Here is a 20,349-nt window from a genome sequence, read left to right as displayed (position 1 = left end):
ACGTCCGACAACGCGCCCGCCGTCACTTCGCGACCGCCACCGCCTCCGTGTCGAGCTTCTCGTAGAAGCTGTCGATGATCGCCCAGGCCTCCTCGGCGGTGTCGACGAAGTTCATCAGCTCGACGTCGCCGGGCGAGATCGTGCCGAACTCGGCGAGCGCCTCCAGGTTGATGATCGAGTTCCAGAATTCCTTCCCGAACAGGACGAGCGGCACCAGCGCCATGCGGCCGGTCTGCATCAGCGTCACCGTCTCGAACAGCTCGTCGAGCGTGCCGAAGCCGCCCGGAAAGACGGTCACGGCCTTGGCGCGCAGCAAAAAGTGCATCTTGCGCACGGCGAAATAGTGGAAGTTGAAGCTGAGTTCGGGGGTCACGTAGGCATTCGGCGCCTGCTCGTGCGGCAGCACGATGTTAAGCCCGATCGAGGGCGCGCCGACATCGGCCGCACCGCGGTTCCCCGCTTCCATGACGCCGGGCCCGCCGCCGGTGACGACGACGAATTCCTTGAAGCCGGTTTCCGCCGAGCGCTCCGAGCACAGCTTTGCGAACTTGCGCGCCTCGTCATAGTAGACCGACGCCGCCTCGAGGTTCTTGCGCTGCGTCTCGTTGCGGGCGGCCCATGCCTCCATGCCGGGGGCGGGGATGCGGGCGCCGCCGAACATCACGACCGTGGAATTGATGCCGCGCTCGGCGAGCATCATCTCGACCTTCAGCAGTTCGAGCTGCAGGCGCACCGGCCGCAGTTCCTCGCGGCAGAGGAATTCGTCGTCGACATAGGCGAGCCGGTAGGCGGACGACATCGATTGCGGTGTCTGGGGAACGACGGAAGCCCTGTGCTTGTCGAACGCGCTGTCTGCGAGCGGATCCCACACGCCGTCCTTGCGCCGCAGATTCTTCTTCTTCAGTCGTGCCATGTCGTTCTTCCATCATGCGGCCGGCGCCCGGTTGCGACCGTCGGCGCGGACCCGTTCTTCACTTTCGTTCGGGCGATGCCGGGCTGTAGCATCTTGCCGTCGCCGTCGCGACATCATCGGCCGGAAAAGGGCTTCAACTTTCCGGGATCATGCTCTAGGACTGCTGCCGACAATAGATGTGCCCCCTCCGGCGTCCCGATGGACCAGAATAGTGGTCGAAGTTTAAGGAATTCCGATGAACAGCTCCAATCTTGCCGCCCTGGAAACCACGATCGAACGCGCCTTCGAGGCCCGTGATCAGGTCAACACCTCGACGCGCGGCGAGGTTCGCGACGCCGTCGAAACGGCGCTGAACCTACTCGACAGCGGCAAGGCGCGCGTGGCGGAGAAAGGTGCGGACGGCAACTGGACGGTCAATCAGTGGCTCAAGAAGGCGGTGCTGCTGTCCTTCCGCCTGAACCCGATGGAGATCGTTCCCGGCGGCCCGGGCGCGTCCGTCTGGTGGGACAAGGTGCCCTCCAAGTTCGACGGCTGGAGCGTCAACGAGTTCGAGCGCGCGGGCTTCCGTGCCGTGCCGAACTGCGTCGTTCGCCACTCGGCCTACGTCGCCCCGAACGCCATCCTGATGCCGTCCTTCGTCAATCTCGGCGCCTATGTCGGCGAGGGCACGATGGTCGACACCTGGGCGACCGTCGGATCCTGCGCCCAGATCGGCAAGCACGTCCACCTCTCCGGCGGCGTCGGCATCGGCGGCGTGCTGGAGCCGATGCAGGCCGGCCCGACCATCATCGAGGACAACTGCTTCATCGGCGCGCGCTCCGAGGTCGTCGAAGGCTGCATCATTCGCGAGGGCTCCGTGCTCGGCATGGGCGTCTTCATCGGCAAGTCGACGAAGATCGTCGACCGCGCCACCGGCGAGATCACCTATGGCGAGGTCCCGCCCTATTCGGTCGTCGTCGCCGGCTCGCTGCCCTCCGACAAGGTCATGCCGAACGGCCAGCCTGCGCCGAACCTCTACTGCGCCGTGATCGTCAAGCGTGTCGACGCGCAGACCCGCTCGAAGACCGGCATCAACGAGCTGCTCCGGGACTGATGCATGAGCGATGACGCGGACCGGCCGCCAAGCCTCAGCTGGTTCTTTTTCGGCTGGTCCGGCCGCGTCTCCCGCATGCCGTTCGCACTTGGCTGGGGCTTCTGGCTCATGCTGGTGTCGGCCTTCCTGACCCGGCTCGTCATGACGCCGCAGGAAGAGCCGATGTTTGCCGTGTGGACCACGCTGTTCCTGGCCGTCGGCGTCGTTTCCTCCATCTCCACGGTCATGCTCAGCGTCAAGCGGCTGCACGACATGGCGCTGCCTTCGCCGCTGGTGCTGTGCCTGTTCGTGCCGGCCGTCTCGCTGTTCGCGCTGGTCGCCTTTCTGGTCTGGCCCGGCACGCCCGGCGCCAACGCCCATGGCGCGGTCACCAACCGGCCGAAAGAGTGATCCCAATTCGCGCCGGTATCGACCGAAGGCGTCGCTTTGATGGGTGATGACAGCGCTGGTCCGATAAGCTAGACCGGAAGGCGAGGCCGGCGACGCATTTCGCGCGTTGAACCCGCCGGCAGGCAGTCCATCCGATGACCACGATCGATCCCGTCGAAAATCTCGCCACCCTCATCCGCTGCCCGTCGGTGACGCCCGCCGAAGGCGGCGCGCTGGCGGCGCTCGAGGCCATGCTCGCCCCGCTCGGCTTCGCCGTCGAGCGCGTGGTCATGTCCGAGCCCGGCATGCCCGACATCGAGAACCTCTATGCCCGCATCGGCACGGATGGCCCGCACCTGATGTTCGCCGGCCATACGGACGTGGTCCCCGTCGGCGATGCGGCCGCCTGGACGCACGACCCCTTCGCAGCCGAGATCGCAGATGGGCAGATGTATGGCCGCGGCGCCGTCGATATGAAGGGCGGCATCGCCTGCTTCGTCGCAGCCGTCGCCCGCCACATCGAGAAGCATGGTCCGCCGAAGGGCTCCGTCTCCTTCCTGATCACCGGCGACGAGGAAGGCCCGGCGGTCAACGGCACCATCAAGCTGCTCGAATGGGCGGCCGCCCGCGGCGAACGCTGGGACGCCTGCCTGGTGGGCGAGCCGACCAACCCCGACACGCTGGGCGACATGATCAAGATCGGCCGTCGCGGCTCGGTCTCGGGCGCGTTCACCGTGTTCGGGGTACAGGGGCATGCCGCCTACCCGCACCTGGCCGACAATCCGGTTCGCGCCGTCATCGCGCTCGCCGATGCGCTGATGGATCCGCCCTTCGACGCCGGCACCGACGATTTCCAGCCCTCCAATCTGGAGGTGACGACGATCGACGTCGGCAATCCGGCCGTTAACGTGGTTCCCGCCAAGGCGCAGGCGAGCTTCAACATCCGCTTCAACGATCGCTGGACGGCGGACACGGTGAAGGCCGAGATCGTCCGGCGCCTCGACGCCGCCGCCGCCGACCAGCGCCTCAGGCCCGGGCGGGCGCCGATCCGCTACGAGATCCGCTGGGCCGAGCGGCCGAGCCATGTCTTCCTCACCCGCGACGACCGGCTGATTGCCTCGCTGTCCTCGGCCATCGAGGCGGCGATCGGCCGGGTGCCGAAGCTCTCCACCACCGGCGGCACCTCGGATGCGCGCTTCATCAAGGACTATTGCCCCGTCGTCGAATTCGGCCTCGTCGGCCAGACCATGCACATGGTCGACGAGCGCGTCGCCGTCGCCGATCTGGAAACGCTGACGGTCATCTACGAGACCTTCCTCGCACGCTGGTTTGCCAATGCCGGGACTTGACGAGGTCCTCTACTACCTGACCGGAATCTGGCATCTCGTCCGGAAGCGGCAGGACGGGTTCGGCTGGCTCGACCTCAGCTGGCGCGGCCTGGTGCGCTCGTTCTGGGCCTTCGTCTGGAGCCTGCCGGCGCTCGCCGTGATCTGGGCCTCGTGGCGGCTCTATTTCCTGGCCCGCATGCCGGAGGGAACGGGCGCGGGCATCGATTTCGTCTTCAAGATGTTCGTCATCGACGCCGTCGGCTGGATGCTGCCGCTGGCGCTCGTGGCGGTGCTGGCCCGCCCGTTGGGCTACGCCCATCAGGTGGCGACGATGATCATCGCCAGCAACTGGATCGGCGTGCCGTTTGCCTACGCCACCGCGATTCCCTTCGCCATATCGCTGGTGATCCCGGACTTTTCTGCCTTCTCGGGGCTTCTGCTCTACGCGGTCTTCGGCGCTTCCATCGCTTTGCAGTACCGGCTCCTGTGGATGTGCGTCGGCAAGCAGTCGCTGCTGGCAGCGACGCTGACCGCACTCTTCGTGCTGCCGCCGCTGCTCGCCGGGCAGGGCCTGCAGGTGCTGTTCGGCACCCTTCCCCCCTGAGGCCGGGCGGGTCCGCGGATCAGTAGTCGACCTGCAGGAAGTACAGGCCTTCCGGCGGCGCCACCGGCCCGCAGGCCTTGCGGTCGCGGGCTTCGAGCGCCGCGCGCACGTCCTCGACGCTCCATTTGCCCTCGCCGGCCAGCTTCAGCGTTCCCGCAAAGGAGCGGATCTGGTTGTGCAGGAAGCTCTGCGCGCTGGCGCGGATCTCGATCAGGTCGCCGGTCCGGGTCACGTCCAGCCGGTCGATCGTGCGCACCGGGCTGTTCGCCTGGCAGTGGGCGGAGCGGAAGGTGGTGAAGTCGTGCTTGCCGACCAGCACCTGCGCTGCCGCATGCATCGCTTCGTGATCGAGCGGCTTGGCCACGAACCAGGCGCGCTTCGCCTCCAGCGCCAGCGGCGCCCGGCGGGCGATGATCCGGTAGAGATAGTGCCGCCGCACCGCCGAGAAGCGCGCGTCGAAGCCCTCGTCCACCTGCGCGGCATCGAGAATGGCGACCCGCTCGCCGGCCTGCGCCAGATGCGCATTCAGCGCGTTGCGCAGCGTGTGATCCTTCCAGACGCGGGTCAGGTCGGCATGCGCGACCTGGCCCATGGCATGGACGCCGGAATCGGTCCGTCCCGCGCCGCGGATCGACACCGTCTCCCCGGTCAGGGACAGGATCGCTTTTTCGACCGCGCCTTGCACGGACGGCCCGTTCTCCTGCCGCTGCCAGCCGACATAGGGCGTGCCGTCATATTCGATGACGAGGCGATAGCGCGGCATCAGGCGATCACCGTGCCGGCGGGCACCTGAGTGCCGCGCAGGAAGTCGGCAACATCCATCGGCTTGCCGCCGGCCCTCTGCAGGCGCTTCAGCGCCACCGCTCCGTTGCCGCAGGCGACGACGAAGCCGTCGGACGAAAGCACCGTGCCGGGTGCGGCCATACCGTCGGCAAGGCTCGAGCCCAGCACCTTGATCCGCTCCGTCCCGCCGGCAGCCGGGAGTTCGAACCAGGCGCCGGGCAAGGGCGACAGCGCGCGGATGTGGTTATGCACCTCCGCGGCCGGACGCCGGAAGTCGATGCGGGTCTCGGCCTTGTCGATCTTGGCCGCATAGGTCATGCCGGCGTCCTCCTGCGGCGTCAGCGGCAGGTGCCCGGCCTCGAGCCGTTCCATCGCATCCGCCATCAGCGCGCCGCCGACCTGCATCAGCCGGTCGTGCAGTTCGCCGCCCGTCATGTCCCGCCCGATCGCGACACGTTGGGTGAGTGCGACCGGGCCGGTGTCCAGCCCCTTGTCCATCTTCATCACCATCATGCCGGTCTCGCTGTCGCCGGCCATGATCGCCCGCTGGATGGGGGCCGCACCCCGCCAGCGCGGCAGCAGCGAGGCGTGCCCGTTGTAGCAGCCGAGCCGGGTGCCGGTCAGGATCGCCTCGGGCAGAAGCAGCCCGTAGGCAACGACCACGGCGACGTCGGCATGATGCGCCCGGAAGGCGGCCCGATCCTCCTCCGCCTTGAAGTTCAGCGGCGTGAGGACCGGGATGCCGAGTTCCTCGGCGCGGCGGTGGACCGGTGATTTCTGCAGCTCCAGCCCCCGCCGCCCGGCGGGCCGTGGCGGCTGCGAATAGGCGGCGACGATCGTGTGCGCGGCCTCGAAAAGCGCGTTCAGCGTCGCCACCGAAAATTCGGGCGTGCCCATGAAGATGATACGAAGCGCCATGCCCCGATTCTCCCGTCAGGCGCATGGCCCGGGTCGGGTCCGTCGCCGGATCGGCGCATGCGCGGGTTCAAGTGTTACCGTGCCCCTTCAAACGGGTTTACGAGCTTCAGATCAAGCCCCTCGAAGTCTTTTACGTTGCGCGTCGCCAGCGTCGCGCCGTGATGGAGGCAGGTGGCGGCGATCATGGCGTCCGAGACGGCGATCGGCCGGCCGGCGCTTTCGCGCCGTGCCCGCAGCTTTCCAGTCAGGATTGCGGCATCGAGCGGCAGGCCGAGCACCCTGCCGCGAAAGAGGGCGAGCAAATCCGTCAGCGTGCGCAGGTATCGGTCGGAGCCGGTGCGGTGCAAGGTACGCTCTGCGCCGAAGCAAAGCTCCATCACCACGATGTCGCAGAGGAAGAGGTCCGTCTCGTTGGTCTCCTGCATCCAGAGGACAACTGCCGGATCGGGGCGTTCCTTAATGCCTTCCGAAATCACATTCGTGTCGAGCACGATCATTCCGGAAACTCGACCGCTCGCCCCGTATCCTTCTTCCGGTCGGCTTCGATCCCGCGCATGATCTCGGCGAACGCGTCATCCGATCCACCCGACATGGCGATTTTTCGAAGCGCCTCCCAGCCAGACCGCGCTCGGCTCCGCAGATCGGCCTGCTCCTGCCTTAGCCCTTGGCGAAGGAGGTCCTTCGCCTTGTCGGACAGGCTCACGCCCGCCCGCTCGGCGGCGGCCGCCAGTTCGTGTTTCATGGCATCCGGAATATTTCGCACCAGCAGGTCGCCCATGGGCAGCACCTCCGCCTTGATATCGGTGATATCATAGCGCCTGCGCGATCCGCTTTCAATGGCGCGTTCAGATCGCCTTGGCGCCGCGGGTCTTGGAGGCCTTGGTGAACTTGCGGATCACCATGTCGCGCTTCAGCTTGGAAATGTGGTCGATGAAGAGCACGCCGTTGAGGTGGTCGATCTCGTGCTGCAGGCAGGTGGCGAGCAGCCCGTCGGCTTCGATCGTCTGTCCCCTGCCGTCACGGTCGAGGTAGCGCACCGTGATGCCGGCCGGGCGCTCGACCTCGGCATAGTAATCCGGGATGGACAGGCAGCCTTCCTCGTAGACCGAACGCTGATCGGAAGAGGCAACGATCTCGGGATTGATGAACACCAAGGGCGTCTTCTCCTCGCCCTCTTTGGAGACGTCCAGCACCAGCATCCGCCGCGGCACGCCGATCTGGATCGCCGCCAGTCCGATGCCGGGCGCGTCGTACATCGTCTCCAGCATGTCGTCGGCCAGGCGCCGCGCCTCGTCGTTGATCGCCTCCAGCGGCTGTGAGACCTGGCGCAGGATGGGGTCGGGCAGGATAATCAGCGGTTTGATCGTCATGCGCCTCACTTAGCGGTTTGTCGGGCCGCTTTCAATTGTCTTGCGCCGCGCCGGGCCGGGAGGTCGGCGGCGGTTCGTTTGTTCACGTTATGATCTATCTTCCCCGGCAAATGCTGCTATGTTTGCCGCATGAATGCGGAACCTTCGCTCGACAACGCACTGATTCGGCTGGCAGACGCGCTGATGCGCGAGCCGGCGCTCCAGCTTGCGTGCATCATCGCGACCCTCGTCATCCTCGGCTGGGCGATCGCCGCCCGCCGCGCCGCCGTCCGCCAGCGCGAGACGGCGGCCGCCGCGGAGATGCGGCTTGGCGAGCTGTTGCGCGCACAGAACGAGATGCAGGGCCGCGTCGCGGCCATGGCCGAGGTCTTCGGGGCACGGCAGGCGGAGACGAACCAGGCGATCAACCAGCGTCTCGACGGGCTGACCCAACGGCTCGGCCAGTCGATCAGCGAGCAGACGCGCACGACCCACGAGAACCTGCGCCGCCTGCAGGAGCGGCTCGCCGTCATCGACACGGCGCAGGCCAATATCCAGTCGCTGGCGAAGGACGTCGTCGGCCTGCAGGCGATCCTCGCCAACAAGCAGACCCGCGGCGCCTTCGGCCAGGCGAGGATGGAGGCGATCGTCGCCGACGGGCTGCCGATCGGCGCCTACGAGTTCCAGGCGCAACTGGCAAACGGGATGCGCCCCGATTGCGTGATCCGCATGCCGAACGGCCAGCCGCCGCTGGTGATTGACGCGAAGTTTCCGCTGGAGGCCTGGAACGCCATGGGCGCCGCCGGCACGCCCGAGGCCGCCAAGGCCGCGGCCCAGCAGTTCCGCAGGGACATGGAGGTTCACATCCGCGATATCGCCGAGAAATACCTGCAGCCCGGCGAGACGCAGGATACCGCCTTCCTCTTCGTGCCCTCCGAATCGATCTTCGCCGCGATCCATGAGCGCTTCGAGGCGATCGTCCAGCGCGCCCATCGCGCCCGGGTCGTCATTGTCTCCCCCTCTCTGCTGCTCCTGTCGATCCAGGTGCTGCAGGCGCTGCTGAAGGATCAGCGCATGCGCGAGCAGGCGCATGTGATCCAGGGCGAGGTCGTGCGGCTGATGGAGGATCTCGGCCGCCTCGACGATCGCGTCCGCAAGCTGCACGGCCATTTCACCTCCGCCCAGAAGGATGTCGACCAGATCCTGACGTCGACGGAAAAGCTCGCCCGCCGCGGCGCGCGCATCGGCGAGATGGAATTCGAGGTCCTCGCCACGCAGGGCGCCACGGCGCCGTCGCCGCCGGTGGCCGAGCGTGCGGTCGAAAGCCGCACCGGCCAATTGAAGCTGAGAGTTGTTGACGAGGACTGAGGGCCTCAGGCAGTGTCGGCCGGAGCAATGCCGGAGGATACCTGCCCCATGATTACCGTCTTCGGATCCATCAACATGGATCTCATCGCCACGACCGCCCGCCTGCCGAGACCGGGCGAGACCGTGGCCGGACACAGCTTCACGACAGCAGCGGGCGGCAAGGGCGCCAACCAGGCGCTCGCGGCCAGGCGCGCCGGCGCCACGGTCCGCATGGCGGGCGCGGTCGGCGGCGACAGCTTCGCCGCGGAATCGCTGGTGCTGCTGACCCAGGCCGCCGTCAACCTCGATTTCGTCAAGATCGCCGACGAGCCGACCGGCACGGCGCATATCACGGTCGCCGACGATGGCGAGAACGTCATCGTCGTGGTCCCCGGCGCCAATGGCGACGTGACCGCGGCCGACGCCAGGGCGGCGGTGTCGCAGATGTCCGCCGGCGACGTCCTCATGCTGCAATTGGAAGTGCCGCCGGAGGCGGTCGAGGCAGCGCTGGATTCGGCAAGAGCGCGGCGGGTCACCTCCGTGATCAATCTCGCACCCTTCACCGCCGACGGCGCAAGGCTCGGCGCCAAGGCGGACATCGTGGTGACGAACGAGAGCGAATTCGAGCTCTTCGCCGGCAAGTCGGGCTTTTCCGATGCCCAGCGCGAGGCCGAGATGCGCGCCATTCACGAGCGGACCGGTCAGACCATCATCGTCACCCTCGGTGCCGACGGCGTCATCGCCATCCGCAAGGGCAACATCTTCCGTGCGCCCGGCCTGAAGGTCGATCCGGTCGACACCGTCGGCGCCGGCGACAGCTTCTGCGGCTATCTCGCAGCCTCCCTCGATGCCGGCCTTCCCTTTGCGGACTGCCTGCGCCGCGCGGCGGTCGCGGGTTCGCTCGCCTGCACCAAGCGCGGCGCCCAGCCCGCGATCCCGGATGCCGCCGAAGTCGACGCCCGCATGGAGGCGAGGGGCTAGGCGACGCCTGATCGGAGGCGCCGCCGGCACGGGCGGCGCCATCCGCATTGGACAGCCTCAGACACGCTCCAGCGCGATCGCGATGCCCTGGCCGACGCCGATGCACATGGTGGCGAGCGCCAGCCGGCCGCCGGTCAATTTGAGTTCGAGCGCGGCCGTGCCGGCGATGCGTGCGCCCGACATGCCGAGCGGGTGGCCGAGCGCGATCGCCCCGCCGTTGCGGTTCACGCGCTGATCGTCGTCGGCGATCCCCAGTTGGCGCAGCGTCGCCAGTCCTTGGCTGGCGAAAGCCTCGTTGAGCTCGATCACGTCGAAGCGGTCCTGCGTCAGGCCGAGGCGGGCCATCAGCTTCTGCGAGGCCGGCGCCGGGCCGATGCCCATGATCCGCGGCGGCACGCCGGCAGTCGCACCACCGAGAATGCGCGCGATCGGCGTCAGCCCATGCCTTCTGGCGGCCGCTTCGGAGGCGATCACCAGCGCCGCGGCGCCGTCGTTGACGCCGGAGGCGTTGCCGGCCGTGACCGTGCCGCCTTCCGCCCGGAAGGGCGTGCCGAGCCTGGCGAGCGCTTCCAGCGTCGTGGCGCGCGGATGTTCGTCCCGCTCGACCACGACCGGCTCGGCCTTGCGCTGCGGGATCGTGACCGGCGTGATCTCCCGTGCCAGCCGCCCGTTTGCCTGTGCTTCGGCCGCCTTCGCCTGGCTCCGAAGGGCGAAGAGATCCTGGTCCGCGCGGCTGATCTTGTAGTCTTCGGCGACATTCTCGCCGGTCTCAGGCATGGAATCGACGCCGTACTGCTTCTTCATCAACGGGTTGACGAAGCGCCAGCCGATCGTCGTGTCGTGGATCTCGGCCGTGCGGGAGAAGGCCGTCTCGGCTTTCGGCAACACGAACGGCGCCCGGCTCATGCTCTCGACGCCGCCGGCGATCATCAGGTCCGCCTCCCCGGCCTTGATGGCGCGGGCAGCGGTGATGACCGCATCCATGCCCGAACCGCAGAGACGGTTGATTGTGGTGCCGGACACGCCGACCGGCAGACCGGCGAGCAGCGACGACATCCGCGCGACGTTGCGGTTGTCCTCGCCCGCCTGGTTGGCGCAGCCGAAGACGACATCATCGACCGCCTCCCAGTCGACCGACTCGTTGCGCGCCATCAGCGCCTTGAGCGGGACGACGCCGAGATCGTCGGCACGCACGGAGGAAAGGGCGCCGCCGAAGCGGCCGATCGGGGTGCGGATATAGTCGCAGATGAAGGCTTCGCTCATGTCTCTCCCCTCAGAGCTCCGGCACGATGAGATCGGCCACGGTCCCTTCGACGTGCAGCGGGGCACCGGTCATGGACTGCAGCCTGTCGAGCGGCAGGCCCGCGAGCTTCTCGCGCAGCACGAACCGGCCGCCCCTGACGTCGATGACGGCGAGACTCGTGTAGATGCGGGTGATGCAGGCGACGCCGGTCAGCGGGAAGGTGCACGTCTCGACGAGCTTCGGGGCGCCGTCCTTGGTCACGTGTTCGGTGATGACGAACACCTGCTTCGCGCCATGGACCAGGTCCATCGCGCCGCCCACGGCCGGCACGCCCTTGCTGCCCACCCGCCAGTTGGCGAGGTCGCCGTTCTGGGCCACCTGGTAGGCGCCGAGGATGGCGACGTCGAGATGGCCGCCGCGCACCATGGCGAAGCTGTCGGCATGATGGAAGAAGGCGGCGCCCGGCTTCAGCGTCACGGCCTTCTTGCCGGCGTTGATCAGGTCCCAGTCCTCCTCGCCCGCGGGCGGCGCCTCGCCGAAGTCGAGGATGCCGTTCTCGGTGTGAAAGATCGCCTGCCGACCCGGCGGCTGGTAGCGCGCCACCATCTCCGGAAAGCCGATGCCGAGGTTCACATAGGCGCCATCCTCGATGTCCTGGGCAGCGCGCCAGGCGATCTGGGCGTTGGAGAGCTTGATGTCTTCGCGGGTATGGATCGTCATGCGTAGGCCACTCCTGCCCGGATGAGTTCTTCTTCCTGCTGCGGATCGGCGACCTCGACGACACGGTCGACGAAGATGCCGGGGGTGACGACGTGCTCGGGATCGATGCCGCCGAGCGGTACGATCCGCGAGACCTGGGCGATCGTCCTCTCTGCCGCCATGCACATCAGCGGATTGAAGTTGCGCGCGGCCTTGTTGTAGGTGAGGTTGCCGTGCACGTCCCCGACATGGGCCTTCACGAGGGCGAAATCGGCCTTCAGCCAGCGCTCCTGCACGTAGCTGCGGCCATCGAACGCCGCGATCGGCTTGCCTGCCGCCAGTTCCGTGCCGTAGCCCGTGGGCGTGTAGAAGGCGGGAATGCCGGCCCCGCCGGCGCGGATGCGCTCCGCAAGCGTCCCCTGCGGCACCAGCTCCAGCTCGATCTCGCCGGCCAGATACTTCTCGGTGAAGGCGCGCGGATCGGATGAGCGCGGGAAGGAGCAGATCATCTTCCGCACCATGCCGGCGTCGATCATCGCGGCAATTCCAATGCGCCCGTTGCCGGCGTTGTTGTTGATGACCGTGAGGTTTTTCGGCCCCCTGTCGATCAGCGCATGGATGAGCTCGATCGGTGCGCCGGAGCCGCCGAAACCGCCGATCATCACCGTGGCGCCGTCGCCGATCCCGGCCACGGCGTCCGCCAGGCGCGCGATTGTCTTGTCCATCTGGTTCTCCCGCTGTCGCGCCATCCGGCGCGGTCTCGAACGCCCTGTCGTCAAAACCGGGCGCTTCCCGTGCTTCAGACATAAGTCCGGGGGACCGAACCGGCAATCATTTTGTGCGATAATTGACATTTGTTCAAATATCGCACAAAATCGACCGATCATTGAGGAGAGGGCGACATGCGGGAAACGGACTTCGTCGGCGGCTTCGCCAAGGGCTTGAAGGTGATCGAGGCGTTCGACGAGGCGCAGCCGCGCCTGACGATATCGGATGTCGCCCGGACGACCGGGCTCGACCGGGCGACCGCGCGACGCTGCCTCTTGACGCTGGCCGAGCTCGGCTATGCGCATTTCGACGGCAAGTTCTTCGAGTTGACGCCGCGCATCCTCAGGCTCGGTCATGCCTATCTGTCGGCGACGCCGTTGCCGCGGCTGGTCCAGCCGCATCTCGACTGGCTGTCGGAGAGGGTGGGGCAGAGCGCGTCGGCCTCGGTTCTCGACGGCACCGAGATCGTCTATGTCGCCCGCGCGGCCCAGCGGCGGGTGATGTCGATCAGCCTCGTGCCCGGCTCGCGCCTTCCGGCCTATTGCGCCTCGATGGGACGGGTGCTGCTGGCGAGCCTGCCGGAGGCGGATGCGCGCGCCCGGATCGAGAACACCGACCGCAAGGCGAATACCGCGCACACGAAGACCGATCCGGACGAACTGATGGCGGAACTGGCACGCGTTCGCGCCCAGGGATTTGCCGTCATCGACCAGGAACTCGAAATCGGGCTGCGCTCCATTGCGGTGCCGTTGGAGAATGCCCGCGGCCGCGTGGTCGCGGCCCTCAACATCGGCGCACCGGCGGCGGCCGTGCCGGTCGAGGAGATGACGGCGCGCTTCCTGCCGGCCATGCGCGAGGTTCAGGCCACGCTCCGCTCGCTGTTGCCGTAGACCCTGCGCTTGACAGGCGTCAAGGGCCGGTGCTTGCTGCATCGCCGCAAGGAGAGCGACGATGGACGATGGTGACGGGGCTCCCGAAAGCAAGCTGACGCGGACCAAATGAAGCTGGGCCGAGCAGGGCAAGTTCCTGACCGGCCGCATCGTCGGACCGCAGACCGATCGCCTGCCGCCGGGCCAGCATCTGGTGAAAAACTGGCCGGTCCTCGATCTCGGCCAGCAGCCGGTGGTCCGGCCGGAAAGCTGGCGGCTCGACATCGCCGGCGAGGTGGAGAACCCGGTGTCGCTCGACTGGCGCGCCTTCCATGCGCTGCCGCAGTCCGACAGCCTGTCCGACATCCATTGCGTGACCACCTGGTCGCGCTACGACAACCGCTGGCAGGGCGTGTCCACCCGCGACCTGCTCGACCTGGTTATGCCGAGGCCGTCGGCCACCCACGTGATGCTGTCGAGCTACGACGGATACACGACCAATCTGCCGCTCGCCGATTTCGCCGTCGAGGACGCGCTGCTGGCAACCCACTGGGAGGGCGAGCCGCTGACGGGCGAACACGGCGGGCCCGTTCGCGTCGTCGTGCCGCATCTCTATTTCTGGAAGAGCGCCAAGTGGGTCAACCGCATCGAGGTCCTGACCGCCGACCGCGCTGGCTTCTGGGAGCGCAACGGCTACCACATGCGCGGTGATCCCTGGGCCGAGGAGCGCTACTCCGGCGACTGATCCGCCGGCTGCGCCCGCGGCGGCCTGTGCGCCTGTGCCTTGAGCCCCGCCATCGATGCCGCCTCCCGGATCGTCTGCATCAGGATCGACTGCGGCAGCGAGGGCACGGCGTCGGCGCGCACCGTCAGCCCCACCGGTCCCTTCGTCTCGCTGGTGTCGACCGAAAGCGCCGTCAGGTGCCCGGCCTCGATGTCGCCCGCCACCACCCCCGAAGAAATGATCCAGACCGCATCGCTCGCCTGCACGAAGGCGCGCCCGAAAGCGTCGGAGACGGTCTCGATCAGGTTCGGCAGTTCGGCGACGCCGTTTGCGATCAGCAGACGGTCGACGAAAGGTCGGATGATCGAGCCGCTGGTCGGCATCAGGACGGGAAAGTCGGCGAGCCCGGCGAAGACGGAGCGGCCGGGGGCCGTGAGCGGATGGCCGGCGCGGACGCAGAAGACGACCTGCTCGGAATAGAGATGTTCGAAGGAAAAGCCCGTCATCCGTTCCGGTGCCGCCAGCCGGCCGACGACCAGGTCTAGGTCGCCGACGCGCAACTGCTCCAAGAGCACCGCGTTCTCGCCGGTGACGATCTTGATGCGCACGCCCGTCTCCTCGGCCAGGAAGAGGGCGATCGCACGCGGCATGATCCGAGTCGAGACGGTGGGCAGCGCGCCGATGCGGATCGGCGGCGCCAGGCCGTGGCGCGCCTGGGAAACCGAATCGAAGCCCTGCCGGATTGCCGTCAGCGCCGCGCCGGCATGGCGCAGAAAGGCCTCGCCGGTGCGCGTGATCCGGATGCCGCGGCCGTCGCGCTCGAAAACCGCCACGCCCAGCACCTGCTCCAGTTCCCGAATGGTCTTCGTCACCGCCGGCTGGCTGACATTCAGCACGCCGGCCGCCTTCATCACGCTCTTCTGGCGGGCCACCTCGACAAAGGTCTGGAGATGGCGGAACTTGATGCGACTGTCGATCATCGCGCGCCTCGCTCAATGATAACCGTATGGTTATTCGGTTGCGCGGAAAATATCATTTTACCTAACCAGATCAAGAGATCACTCTGCGACGTCGGGAGGAGACACACTTGCAGTTCGCGCGCGTCAACGACATCACGCTCCATCACCAGGTCATCGGCGGTCCGGAAGGCCGCCCGGTGCTCGTCTTCATCAATTCGCTCGGGACGGACTACCGCATCTGGCGCGACGTCATCGTCCGCCTTGCCGGCGAGTTTCCGATGATCCTCTACGACAAGCGCGGCCACGGCCTCTCCGATGTCGGCCAGGCGCCCTATGCGATCGACGACCATGTCAGCGACCTCGCCGGCCTGCTCGAAGTCTACGCGGTGAAAAAGGCCGTCATCGTCGGCCTCTCCGTCGGCGGCCTGATCGCCCAGGGCCTCTATGCGGCAAGGCCGGACCTGGTGCGGGCGCTCGTGCTGTGCGACACCGCCCACAAGATCGGCACGGCCGAGCTCTGGGATGCGCGCATCGCCGCCGTCGAGCGCGACGGCATCGAGAGCATCGCCGACAATGTGATGGAACGCTGGTTCACGCCCGCCTTCCGGCGTCCGGAGAACACCGCCTATCACGGCTACTGGAACATGCTGGTCCGCCAGCCGGCGGTCGGCTACGCCGCGACCTGCGCGGCGATCCGCGATGCCGATTTCACCGAAGCCACTGCACGCATCAAGGTTCCGACGCTCTGCGTCGTCGGCGACCAGGACGGCTCGACGCCGCCCGACGTCGTCCTCGCCACCGCCAAGCTCATTCCGGGCGCGCGCTACGAGGTCATTGCCGGCGCGGGACACATCCCCTGCGTCGAACAGCCCGAGGCGCTGACGGCGATCCTGAGCGCTTTCATCGAACCGCTCGTCAAGGGAGAATAGCCACATGGCAGACGCGCAGGCTGGTTCCGACCGTTACCGCCAGGGCATGCTCACGCGCCGCAGAGTGCTCGGCGACAGCCATGTCGACCGCGCGCAGGCCGCCGCCACCGCCTTCGATCGTCCGTTTCAGGACCTGATCACCGAGGCGGCCTGGGGAACGGTCTGGTCGCGCCCGACCTGGACGCTGCGCGAGCGCTCCATGGTGACGATCGCGCTCCTGGCCGCCCTCGGCCAGGACGAGGAGGTCGCCATGCATGTGCGGGCCACGGTGAACACGGGCGCGACGCGCGAAGACATTCGCGAGGCGCTCCTGCATGTGGCAATCTATGCGGGCGTTCCCGCCGCCAATCACGCGATCAAGATCGCCAAGCGGGTCTTCGAGGAGATGGATGCCGCCGGGACGGCGAAGGACGAGACGGGGAGGTAGATGATGACGGACATCGCAAACCGCAGGCCGGAGACGGGGGCCTTCTTCCCGCGCGACCGCAACTGGCATCCGCCGGCCTTCGCGCCGGGCTACAAGACCACCGTCCTTCGCTCGCCGCAAAAGCCGCTCCTGTCCCTGGACGGAACGGTCTCGGAGATCACCGGCCCGGTGTTCGGCCACACGATCCTGGGCGAGCTCGACAACGACCTGATCCACAATTTCGCCAGGCCCGGCGAGAGCGCCATCGGCGAGCGCATCATCGTCCATGGCCGCGTCCTCGACGAGCGCGGCCGGCCGGTGCCGGGCGCGCTGCTCGAGTTCTGGCAGGCCAATGCCGGCGGGCGCTATCGCCACAAGAAGGAAGGCTATCTCGCCCCGCTCGATCCCAATTTCGGCGGCTGCGGGCGGGCGATCACCGACGAGGCGGGTGCCTATGCCTTCCGCACCGTCAGGCCGGGGGCCTATCCCTGGCCGAACGGCGTCAACGACTGGCGCCCGGCGCACATCCACTTCTCCGTCTTCGGCCACGGTTTCGCCCAGCGCCTGATCACGCAGATGTATTTCGAGGGGGATCCGATGATCTGGAAATGTCCGATCGTCATGACGATCCCCGACCGTGCGGCGGTCGAGCAGCTGATCGCGCCGCTCGACTGGGCCAACACCATCCCGATGGACGCGCGCGCCTACAAGTTCGACATCGTGCTGCGGGGCCGAAGGTCGACCCTGTTCGAGAACCGGCTGGAGGGCAACTGAAGATGGCACAGCCCCTGGACTACCTGAAGGAAACGCCCTCGCAGACCGCCGGGCCCTATGTCCATATCGGCCTCACCCCGAACGCCTGCGGCATCGAGGGGGTCTATGCCGAGGATCTCGGCGTCGCGATGGTCAACGACCGGACGCTCGGCCAGCGCATCACCATCACCGGCCGCGTGCTGGACGGGACGGGGACGCCGCTGAAGGACGCGCTCGTCGAGATCTGGCAGGCCGATGCGGCGGGCCTGTACAACAGCCCGTCGGAACTGCGCGGCACCGCCGATCCGAATTTCACCGGCTGGGGCCGCTGCGGCTGCGACGGCGTCACCGGCGAGTTCCGCTTCGAGACCGTCAAGCCCGGCCGGGTCCCCTTCAGGGACGGCCGCAAGATGGCGCCGCACGTCAGCTTCTGGATCGTCGCCCGCGGCATCAACGTGGGCCTCCATACGCGCATGTATTTCGGCGACGAGGAAGCGGCCAATGCCGAGGATCCGGTGCTGCTGCGCATCGAGCACCGCGTGCGCGTCCCGACGCTGGTTGCCGCCGTAGACGGATCGACCTATCGCTTCGACATCCATCTGCAGGGCGAGAAGGAAACGGTCTTCTTCGATATCTAGGCCGGCCCGCGGAGGACGCGAGACCGCATGCGCAGGGGACATCTTGATCGGCCGCAGCCATGCGCCATCTTTACCGAAAGAGCGCGCCTGGCGAAGCTGCGCAAGGCCGGTGGCTGAAACGACATTGTCAGGACGATAGCGATGACCGTATCTCCGTTCGACCACCCCTATCTCTCCGGCCTGTTGGGCGACGAGGAAATGGCGGAACTCTTCTCCGCAGCCGCCGAGCTCGAGGCAATGCTCGCCTTCGAGGTGGCGCTCGCCCGCGCCGAGGCGGCGGAGGGCATCATTCCATCGTCGGCGGCCGCAGCGATCGCCGAGGCGGCCCACCAGTTTTCGCCCGATGTCGTCCTTCTGCGCCAGGCCACCGCCCGGGATGGTGTCGTGGTGCCGGAATTCGTGCGTCAGCTGCGCCAGGCCGTCGGCGGCGAGGCGGCCGCCCACGTCCATTTCGGCGCCACCAGCCAGGACGTGATCGACAGTGCGCTGATGGTGCGCCTGACCCGCGTCGCCGCCATCCTCATCCACCGCATCGGCGCCATCGTCGACGAACTGAACGAACTCGAGGCCCGCCACGGCGGCCGCGTCCTGATGGGGCGCACCCGCATGCAGGCCGCCATCGAGATCGCCGTCGCCGACCGCATCGCCGCCTGGCGGCAACCGCTCGAGCGTCACTTCGAGGAGCTCGGACTTGCGGTCGAGCAGCGGTTCCCGGTCCAGTTCGGCGGTGCGGCCGGCACGCTGGACAGGTTCGACGACCGCGGGCCGGCGCTCCGCGCAAAACTGGCCGATGCGCTCGGCCTCGCCGACGTTCCGCAATGGCATAGCCAGCGCGACCGCATCGTCTCGTTCGGCGGCCTGCTGTCGCTGGTCACGGGCAGCCTTGGCAAGCTCGGGCAGGACATCGCGCTGATGGCCCAGGACGGCGGCGAGATTGTCCTTTCCGGGGGCGGGGCGTCATCGGCCATGGCGCACAAGCAGAACCCGGTCTCCGCCGAGGCGCTGGTGACGCTGGCCCGCTTCAACGCCACCGCGCTTGCCGGCCTGCACCAGTCGCTCGTCCACGAGCAGGAGCGGTCCGGAAGCGCCTGGACGCTCGAATGGATGCTCCTGCCGCAGATGGCCGTTGCTGCCGGCAGCGCCACGCGGCTTGCAGGCTCCGTCGTGCGGTCGATCGAGGACATGGGCAGCGTCCGATAGCGCCTTGTCCTGTCCCGGAAAATCCGCGGGGCATCGCCCGTTAGAGGTAGGCTGCCCTTCATCGACAGTACCGGCCGGCATCCGTATATTAGGCTTTCCTTATTGTTGGAGGATGGCCGATGGCAACCTACACGGTGTATTTTCCCGGCAGCAAGTATCCCCAGGGCTACAGCCCCGCGATTTCGGGCTTCGACTACAACCCGATGTTCGGCGAGCTCGTCGACTTCTCGCAAGCCGATGTGCTGAGCCGGTCGTCGAGCGTCTACAGCCTCAAGCTGGAGAACGGATTGAAGCTTCGCCTCGTCGGCACCGGCTTCACCTTCGACACGGCGGGGGCCGCGACGGGCGGGACGGTCACGCGGTTCGAACTGTTGAAATCGGACGGCACGACGCTCGTTTCGAAGCTGGAGGGCCTGAACCTGTCGCTCGAAGCGCTCGAGAACGCGGCCGACATCTACGATCCGTGGAACCTGCAGGCCTGGATCCTCAACCGCAACGACACGCTCAACGGGTCTGACGGCAATGACGACCTGGAAGGCTTCGGCGGCAACGACACGATCAACGCCAAGGGCGGCGATGACTTCGTCATCGGCGGAGAGGGCAGGGACAGCTACGACGGCGGCAAGGGCTGGGACAATCTCAGCTTCCAGGATGCCCGCCACAACCCCGATGCGTTCGGCGGCGTCGTCCTCGACGCGGCCGAGGGCAAGGTGAAGGATCCCTACGGCAACACGGAGGAGTTCCAGAATTTCGAGACCTTCCGCGGCACCCAGTTCAGGGACATCCTGAAAGGATCGGCACGGGACGAGGATTTCCAGGGGGTCGGCGGCCGTGACGCGATCGACGGCCGCGGCGGCTTCGACACGGTCAGCTATCACCGCGACGAGAACAACGGCGGCGCTGCCAAGGGCGTGACGGTCGATCTGAAGGACGGCACGGCCATCGACGGTTTCGGCAAGACCGATACCTTGAACAGCATCGAGGGGGTGCGCGGGACGGGCTATGCCGACAAGCTCACCGGCAGTTCGGGCGACAACTGGCTGCGTGGCGACGGCGGCAACGACACGATCGCCGGCGGTCTCGGCAACGATCAGCTCCGCGGCGATGCGGGCCAGGACTACTTTGTGTTCAACACCAAGCTCAGCACCAAGGACAACATCGACGAGATCGAGGATTTCAGCGTCGCCTCCGATACCATCAAGCTGGAGAACGGGATCTTCACCAAGCTGGTCGGAACCGGCACGCTGTCTGCGTCCCAGTTCGTGGCCAACGACAGCGGCACCGCCAAGGACAAGTCCGACCGCATCATCTACGAGAAGGACACCGGCAACATCTACTATGACAGCAACGGCAGCGCCTCCGGCGAGCGCAAGCTCTTCGCGATCGTCGCCGACGAGTTGAAGATCGCGGCCGACGACTTCTTCATCATCTGAGGATGCCGCCTGTCGGTTTCGCACGGCCCGGGGAGCCTCGTTT

At 67.2% G+C, this 20,349-nt stretch carries 23 protein-coding genes and 1 pseudogene; 14 read left to right on the top strand and 10 right to left on the bottom strand.

Annotated features, from left to right (window positions below):
- Window positions 1-22: 22 nt before the first annotated feature.
- On the bottom strand, window positions 23-913 hold the full coding sequence (locus P0086_RS04175) for an LOG family protein (protein WP_112600088.1): 891 nt from the start codon (window positions 911-913) through the stop codon (window positions 23-25).
- A gap of 235 nt (window positions 914-1,148) precedes the next feature.
- Here P0086_RS04175 and dapD point away from each other — a divergent pair, with 235 nt between their 5' ends.
- From dapD to P0086_RS04155, 4 genes are all read left to right on the top strand, one after another.
- Window positions 1,149-2,006 (top strand): 2,3,4,5-tetrahydropyridine-2,6-dicarboxylate N-succinyltransferase, encoded by an 858-nt coding sequence (gene dapD / locus P0086_RS04170; RefSeq protein WP_148651341.1) that lies wholly within the window; start codon window positions 1,149-1,151, stop codon window positions 2,004-2,006.
- A 3-nt stretch (window positions 2,007-2,009) separates the two neighbouring features.
- Window positions 2,010-2,396 (top strand): DUF805 domain-containing protein, encoded by a 387-nt coding sequence (locus tag P0086_RS04165; protein WP_112608993.1) that lies wholly within the window; start codon window positions 2,010-2,012, stop codon window positions 2,394-2,396.
- Window positions 2,397-2,530: 134 nt separating this feature from the next.
- A complete protein-coding gene (gene dapE / locus P0086_RS04160) occupies window positions 2,531-3,724 on the top strand; it encodes a succinyl-diaminopimelate desuccinylase (RefSeq protein WP_275782695.1) in 1,194 nt (397 codons plus the stop codon).
- Window positions 3,711-4,307 carry a hypothetical protein gene (locus tag P0086_RS04155; RefSeq protein WP_112600084.1) on the top strand — a complete coding sequence of 199 codons (597 nt, stop codon included), beginning with the start codon at window positions 3,711-3,713 and terminating at the stop codon, window positions 4,305-4,307. Before dapE ends, P0086_RS04155 begins: the two co-directional genes overlap by 14 nt.
- A 19-nt stretch (window positions 4,308-4,326) precedes the next feature.
- On the opposite strand, the gene truA is transcribed toward P0086_RS04155, so the two are convergent.
- The 5 genes from truA to def form a co-directional block, all read right to left on the bottom strand.
- Window positions 4,327-5,070, bottom strand: coding sequence for a tRNA pseudouridine(38-40) synthase TruA (gene truA / locus P0086_RS04150; RefSeq protein ID WP_112600083.1), 744 nt, complete (start codon window positions 5,068-5,070; stop codon window positions 4,327-4,329).
- On the bottom strand, window positions 5,070-6,008 hold the full coding sequence (gene fmt / locus P0086_RS04145) for a methionyl-tRNA formyltransferase (protein WP_275782691.1): 939 nt from the start codon (window positions 6,006-6,008) through the stop codon (window positions 5,070-5,072). Before fmt ends, truA begins: the two co-directional genes overlap by 1 nt.
- Window positions 6,009-6,082: 74 nt before the next feature.
- Window positions 6,083-6,505 (bottom strand): type II toxin-antitoxin system VapC family toxin, encoded by a 423-nt coding sequence (locus P0086_RS04140; RefSeq protein WP_275782689.1) that lies wholly within the window; start codon window positions 6,503-6,505, stop codon window positions 6,083-6,085.
- A complete protein-coding gene (locus tag P0086_RS04135) occupies window positions 6,502-6,786 on the bottom strand; it encodes a plasmid stabilization protein (protein WP_275782687.1) in 285 nt (94 codons plus the stop codon). Before P0086_RS04135 ends, P0086_RS04140 begins: the two co-directional genes overlap by 4 nt.
- 67 nt (window positions 6,787-6,853) lie before the next feature.
- On the bottom strand, window positions 6,854-7,378 hold the full coding sequence (gene def, locus P0086_RS04130) for a peptide deformylase (protein WP_148149352.1): 525 nt from the start codon (window positions 7,376-7,378) through the stop codon (window positions 6,854-6,856).
- A 129-nt stretch (window positions 7,379-7,507) separates the two neighbouring features.
- On the opposite strand from def, the gene rmuC reads away from it, so the two are divergent.
- Both rmuC and P0086_RS04120 read left to right on the top strand, forming a co-directional pair.
- Window positions 7,508-8,725, top strand: a complete 1,218-nt coding sequence (gene rmuC / locus P0086_RS04125) for a DNA recombination protein RmuC (RefSeq protein ID WP_275782683.1) — start codon at window positions 7,508-7,510, stop codon at window positions 8,723-8,725.
- 48 nt (window positions 8,726-8,773) lie between these two features.
- Window positions 8,774-9,685 (top strand): ribokinase, encoded by a 912-nt coding sequence (locus P0086_RS04120; RefSeq protein WP_112609003.1) that lies wholly within the window; start codon window positions 8,774-8,776, stop codon window positions 9,683-9,685.
- Window positions 9,686-9,742: 57 nt separating this feature from the next.
- Here the strand turns inward: P0086_RS04120 and pcaF are convergent, their stop codons facing one another.
- From pcaF to P0086_RS04105, 3 genes are read right to left on the bottom strand one after another with little or no spacing between them, the layout of a single operon-like run.
- Window positions 9,743-10,948, bottom strand: a complete 1,206-nt coding sequence (gene pcaF / locus P0086_RS04115) for a 3-oxoadipyl-CoA thiolase (RefSeq protein ID WP_275782680.1) — start codon at window positions 10,946-10,948, stop codon at window positions 9,743-9,745.
- Between the two features lie 10 nt (window positions 10,949-10,958).
- Entirely contained in the window at window positions 10,959-11,648 is a 690-nt protein-coding gene (locus P0086_RS04110) for a CoA transferase subunit B (protein WP_112609007.1), read from the bottom strand.
- A complete protein-coding gene (locus tag P0086_RS04105) occupies window positions 11,645-12,352 on the bottom strand; it encodes a 3-oxoacid CoA-transferase subunit A (protein WP_275782676.1) in 708 nt (235 codons plus the stop codon). The genes P0086_RS04110 and P0086_RS04105 overlap by 4 nt, the downstream gene beginning before the upstream one ends.
- Window positions 12,353-12,529: 177 nt before the next feature.
- Between P0086_RS04105 and P0086_RS04100 the strand changes: the two genes are divergently transcribed.
- Both P0086_RS04100 and P0086_RS04095 read left to right on the top strand, forming a co-directional pair.
- Window positions 12,530-13,285, top strand: a complete 756-nt coding sequence (locus P0086_RS04100) for an IclR family transcriptional regulator (RefSeq protein WP_112600074.1) — start codon at window positions 12,530-12,532, stop codon at window positions 13,283-13,285.
- A gap of 61 nt (window positions 13,286-13,346) precedes the next feature.
- Window positions 13,347-14,009: pseudogene (locus tag P0086_RS04095) on the top strand (sulfite oxidase-like oxidoreductase).
- Here the strand turns inward: P0086_RS04095 and pcaQ are convergent.
- Entirely contained in the window at window positions 13,994-14,968 is a 975-nt protein-coding gene (pcaQ, locus tag P0086_RS04090; RefSeq protein WP_275782673.1) for a pca operon transcription factor PcaQ, read from the bottom strand. The pseudogene P0086_RS04095 and the gene pcaQ sit on opposite strands and share 16 nt — an antisense overlap.
- Window positions 14,969-15,075: 107 nt before the next feature.
- On the opposite strand from pcaQ, the gene pcaD reads away from it, so the two are divergent.
- From pcaD to P0086_RS04060, 6 genes are all read left to right on the top strand, one after another.
- A complete protein-coding gene (gene pcaD, locus P0086_RS04085) occupies window positions 15,076-15,876 on the top strand; it encodes a 3-oxoadipate enol-lactonase (RefSeq protein WP_112600071.1) in 801 nt (266 codons plus the stop codon).
- A 4-nt stretch (window positions 15,877-15,880) separates the two neighbouring features.
- Window positions 15,881-16,303, top strand: coding sequence for a 4-carboxymuconolactone decarboxylase (gene pcaC / locus P0086_RS04080; RefSeq protein ID WP_275782670.1), 423 nt, complete (start codon window positions 15,881-15,883; stop codon window positions 16,301-16,303).
- Window positions 16,304-16,306: 3 nt separating this feature from the next.
- The gene (gene pcaH / locus P0086_RS04075; RefSeq protein ID WP_112609513.1) at window positions 16,307-17,056 is read left to right on the top strand and encodes a protocatechuate 3,4-dioxygenase subunit beta; all 750 of its coding nucleotides are present in this window, start codon (window positions 16,307-16,309) and stop codon (window positions 17,054-17,056) included.
- A 2-nt stretch (window positions 17,057-17,058) separates the two neighbouring features.
- Entirely contained in the window at window positions 17,059-17,673 is a 615-nt protein-coding gene (pcaG, locus tag P0086_RS04070) for a protocatechuate 3,4-dioxygenase subunit alpha (RefSeq protein ID WP_275782666.1), read from the top strand.
- Window positions 17,674-17,814: 141 nt separating this feature from the next.
- Window positions 17,815-18,873, top strand: a complete 1,059-nt coding sequence (locus tag P0086_RS04065; RefSeq protein ID WP_112615950.1) for a 3-carboxy-cis,cis-muconate cycloisomerase — start codon at window positions 17,815-17,817, stop codon at window positions 18,871-18,873.
- Between the two features lie 119 nt (window positions 18,874-18,992).
- A complete protein-coding gene (locus P0086_RS04060; RefSeq protein WP_275782661.1) occupies window positions 18,993-20,306 on the top strand; it encodes a calcium-binding protein in 1,314 nt (437 codons plus the stop codon).
- The last annotated feature ends 43 nt before the right edge of the window (window positions 20,307-20,349 follow it).

Origin of the sequence: Mycoplana sp. MJR14 (genome assembly GCF_029210525.1) — a bacterium.
In the GTDB taxonomy this organism is placed as follows: domain Bacteria; phylum Pseudomonadota; class Alphaproteobacteria; order Rhizobiales; family Rhizobiaceae; genus Mycoplana.
The sequence above is the reverse complement of the archived record's forward strand: the minus strand, read 5'-3'. Positions and strand labels throughout refer to the sequence as shown.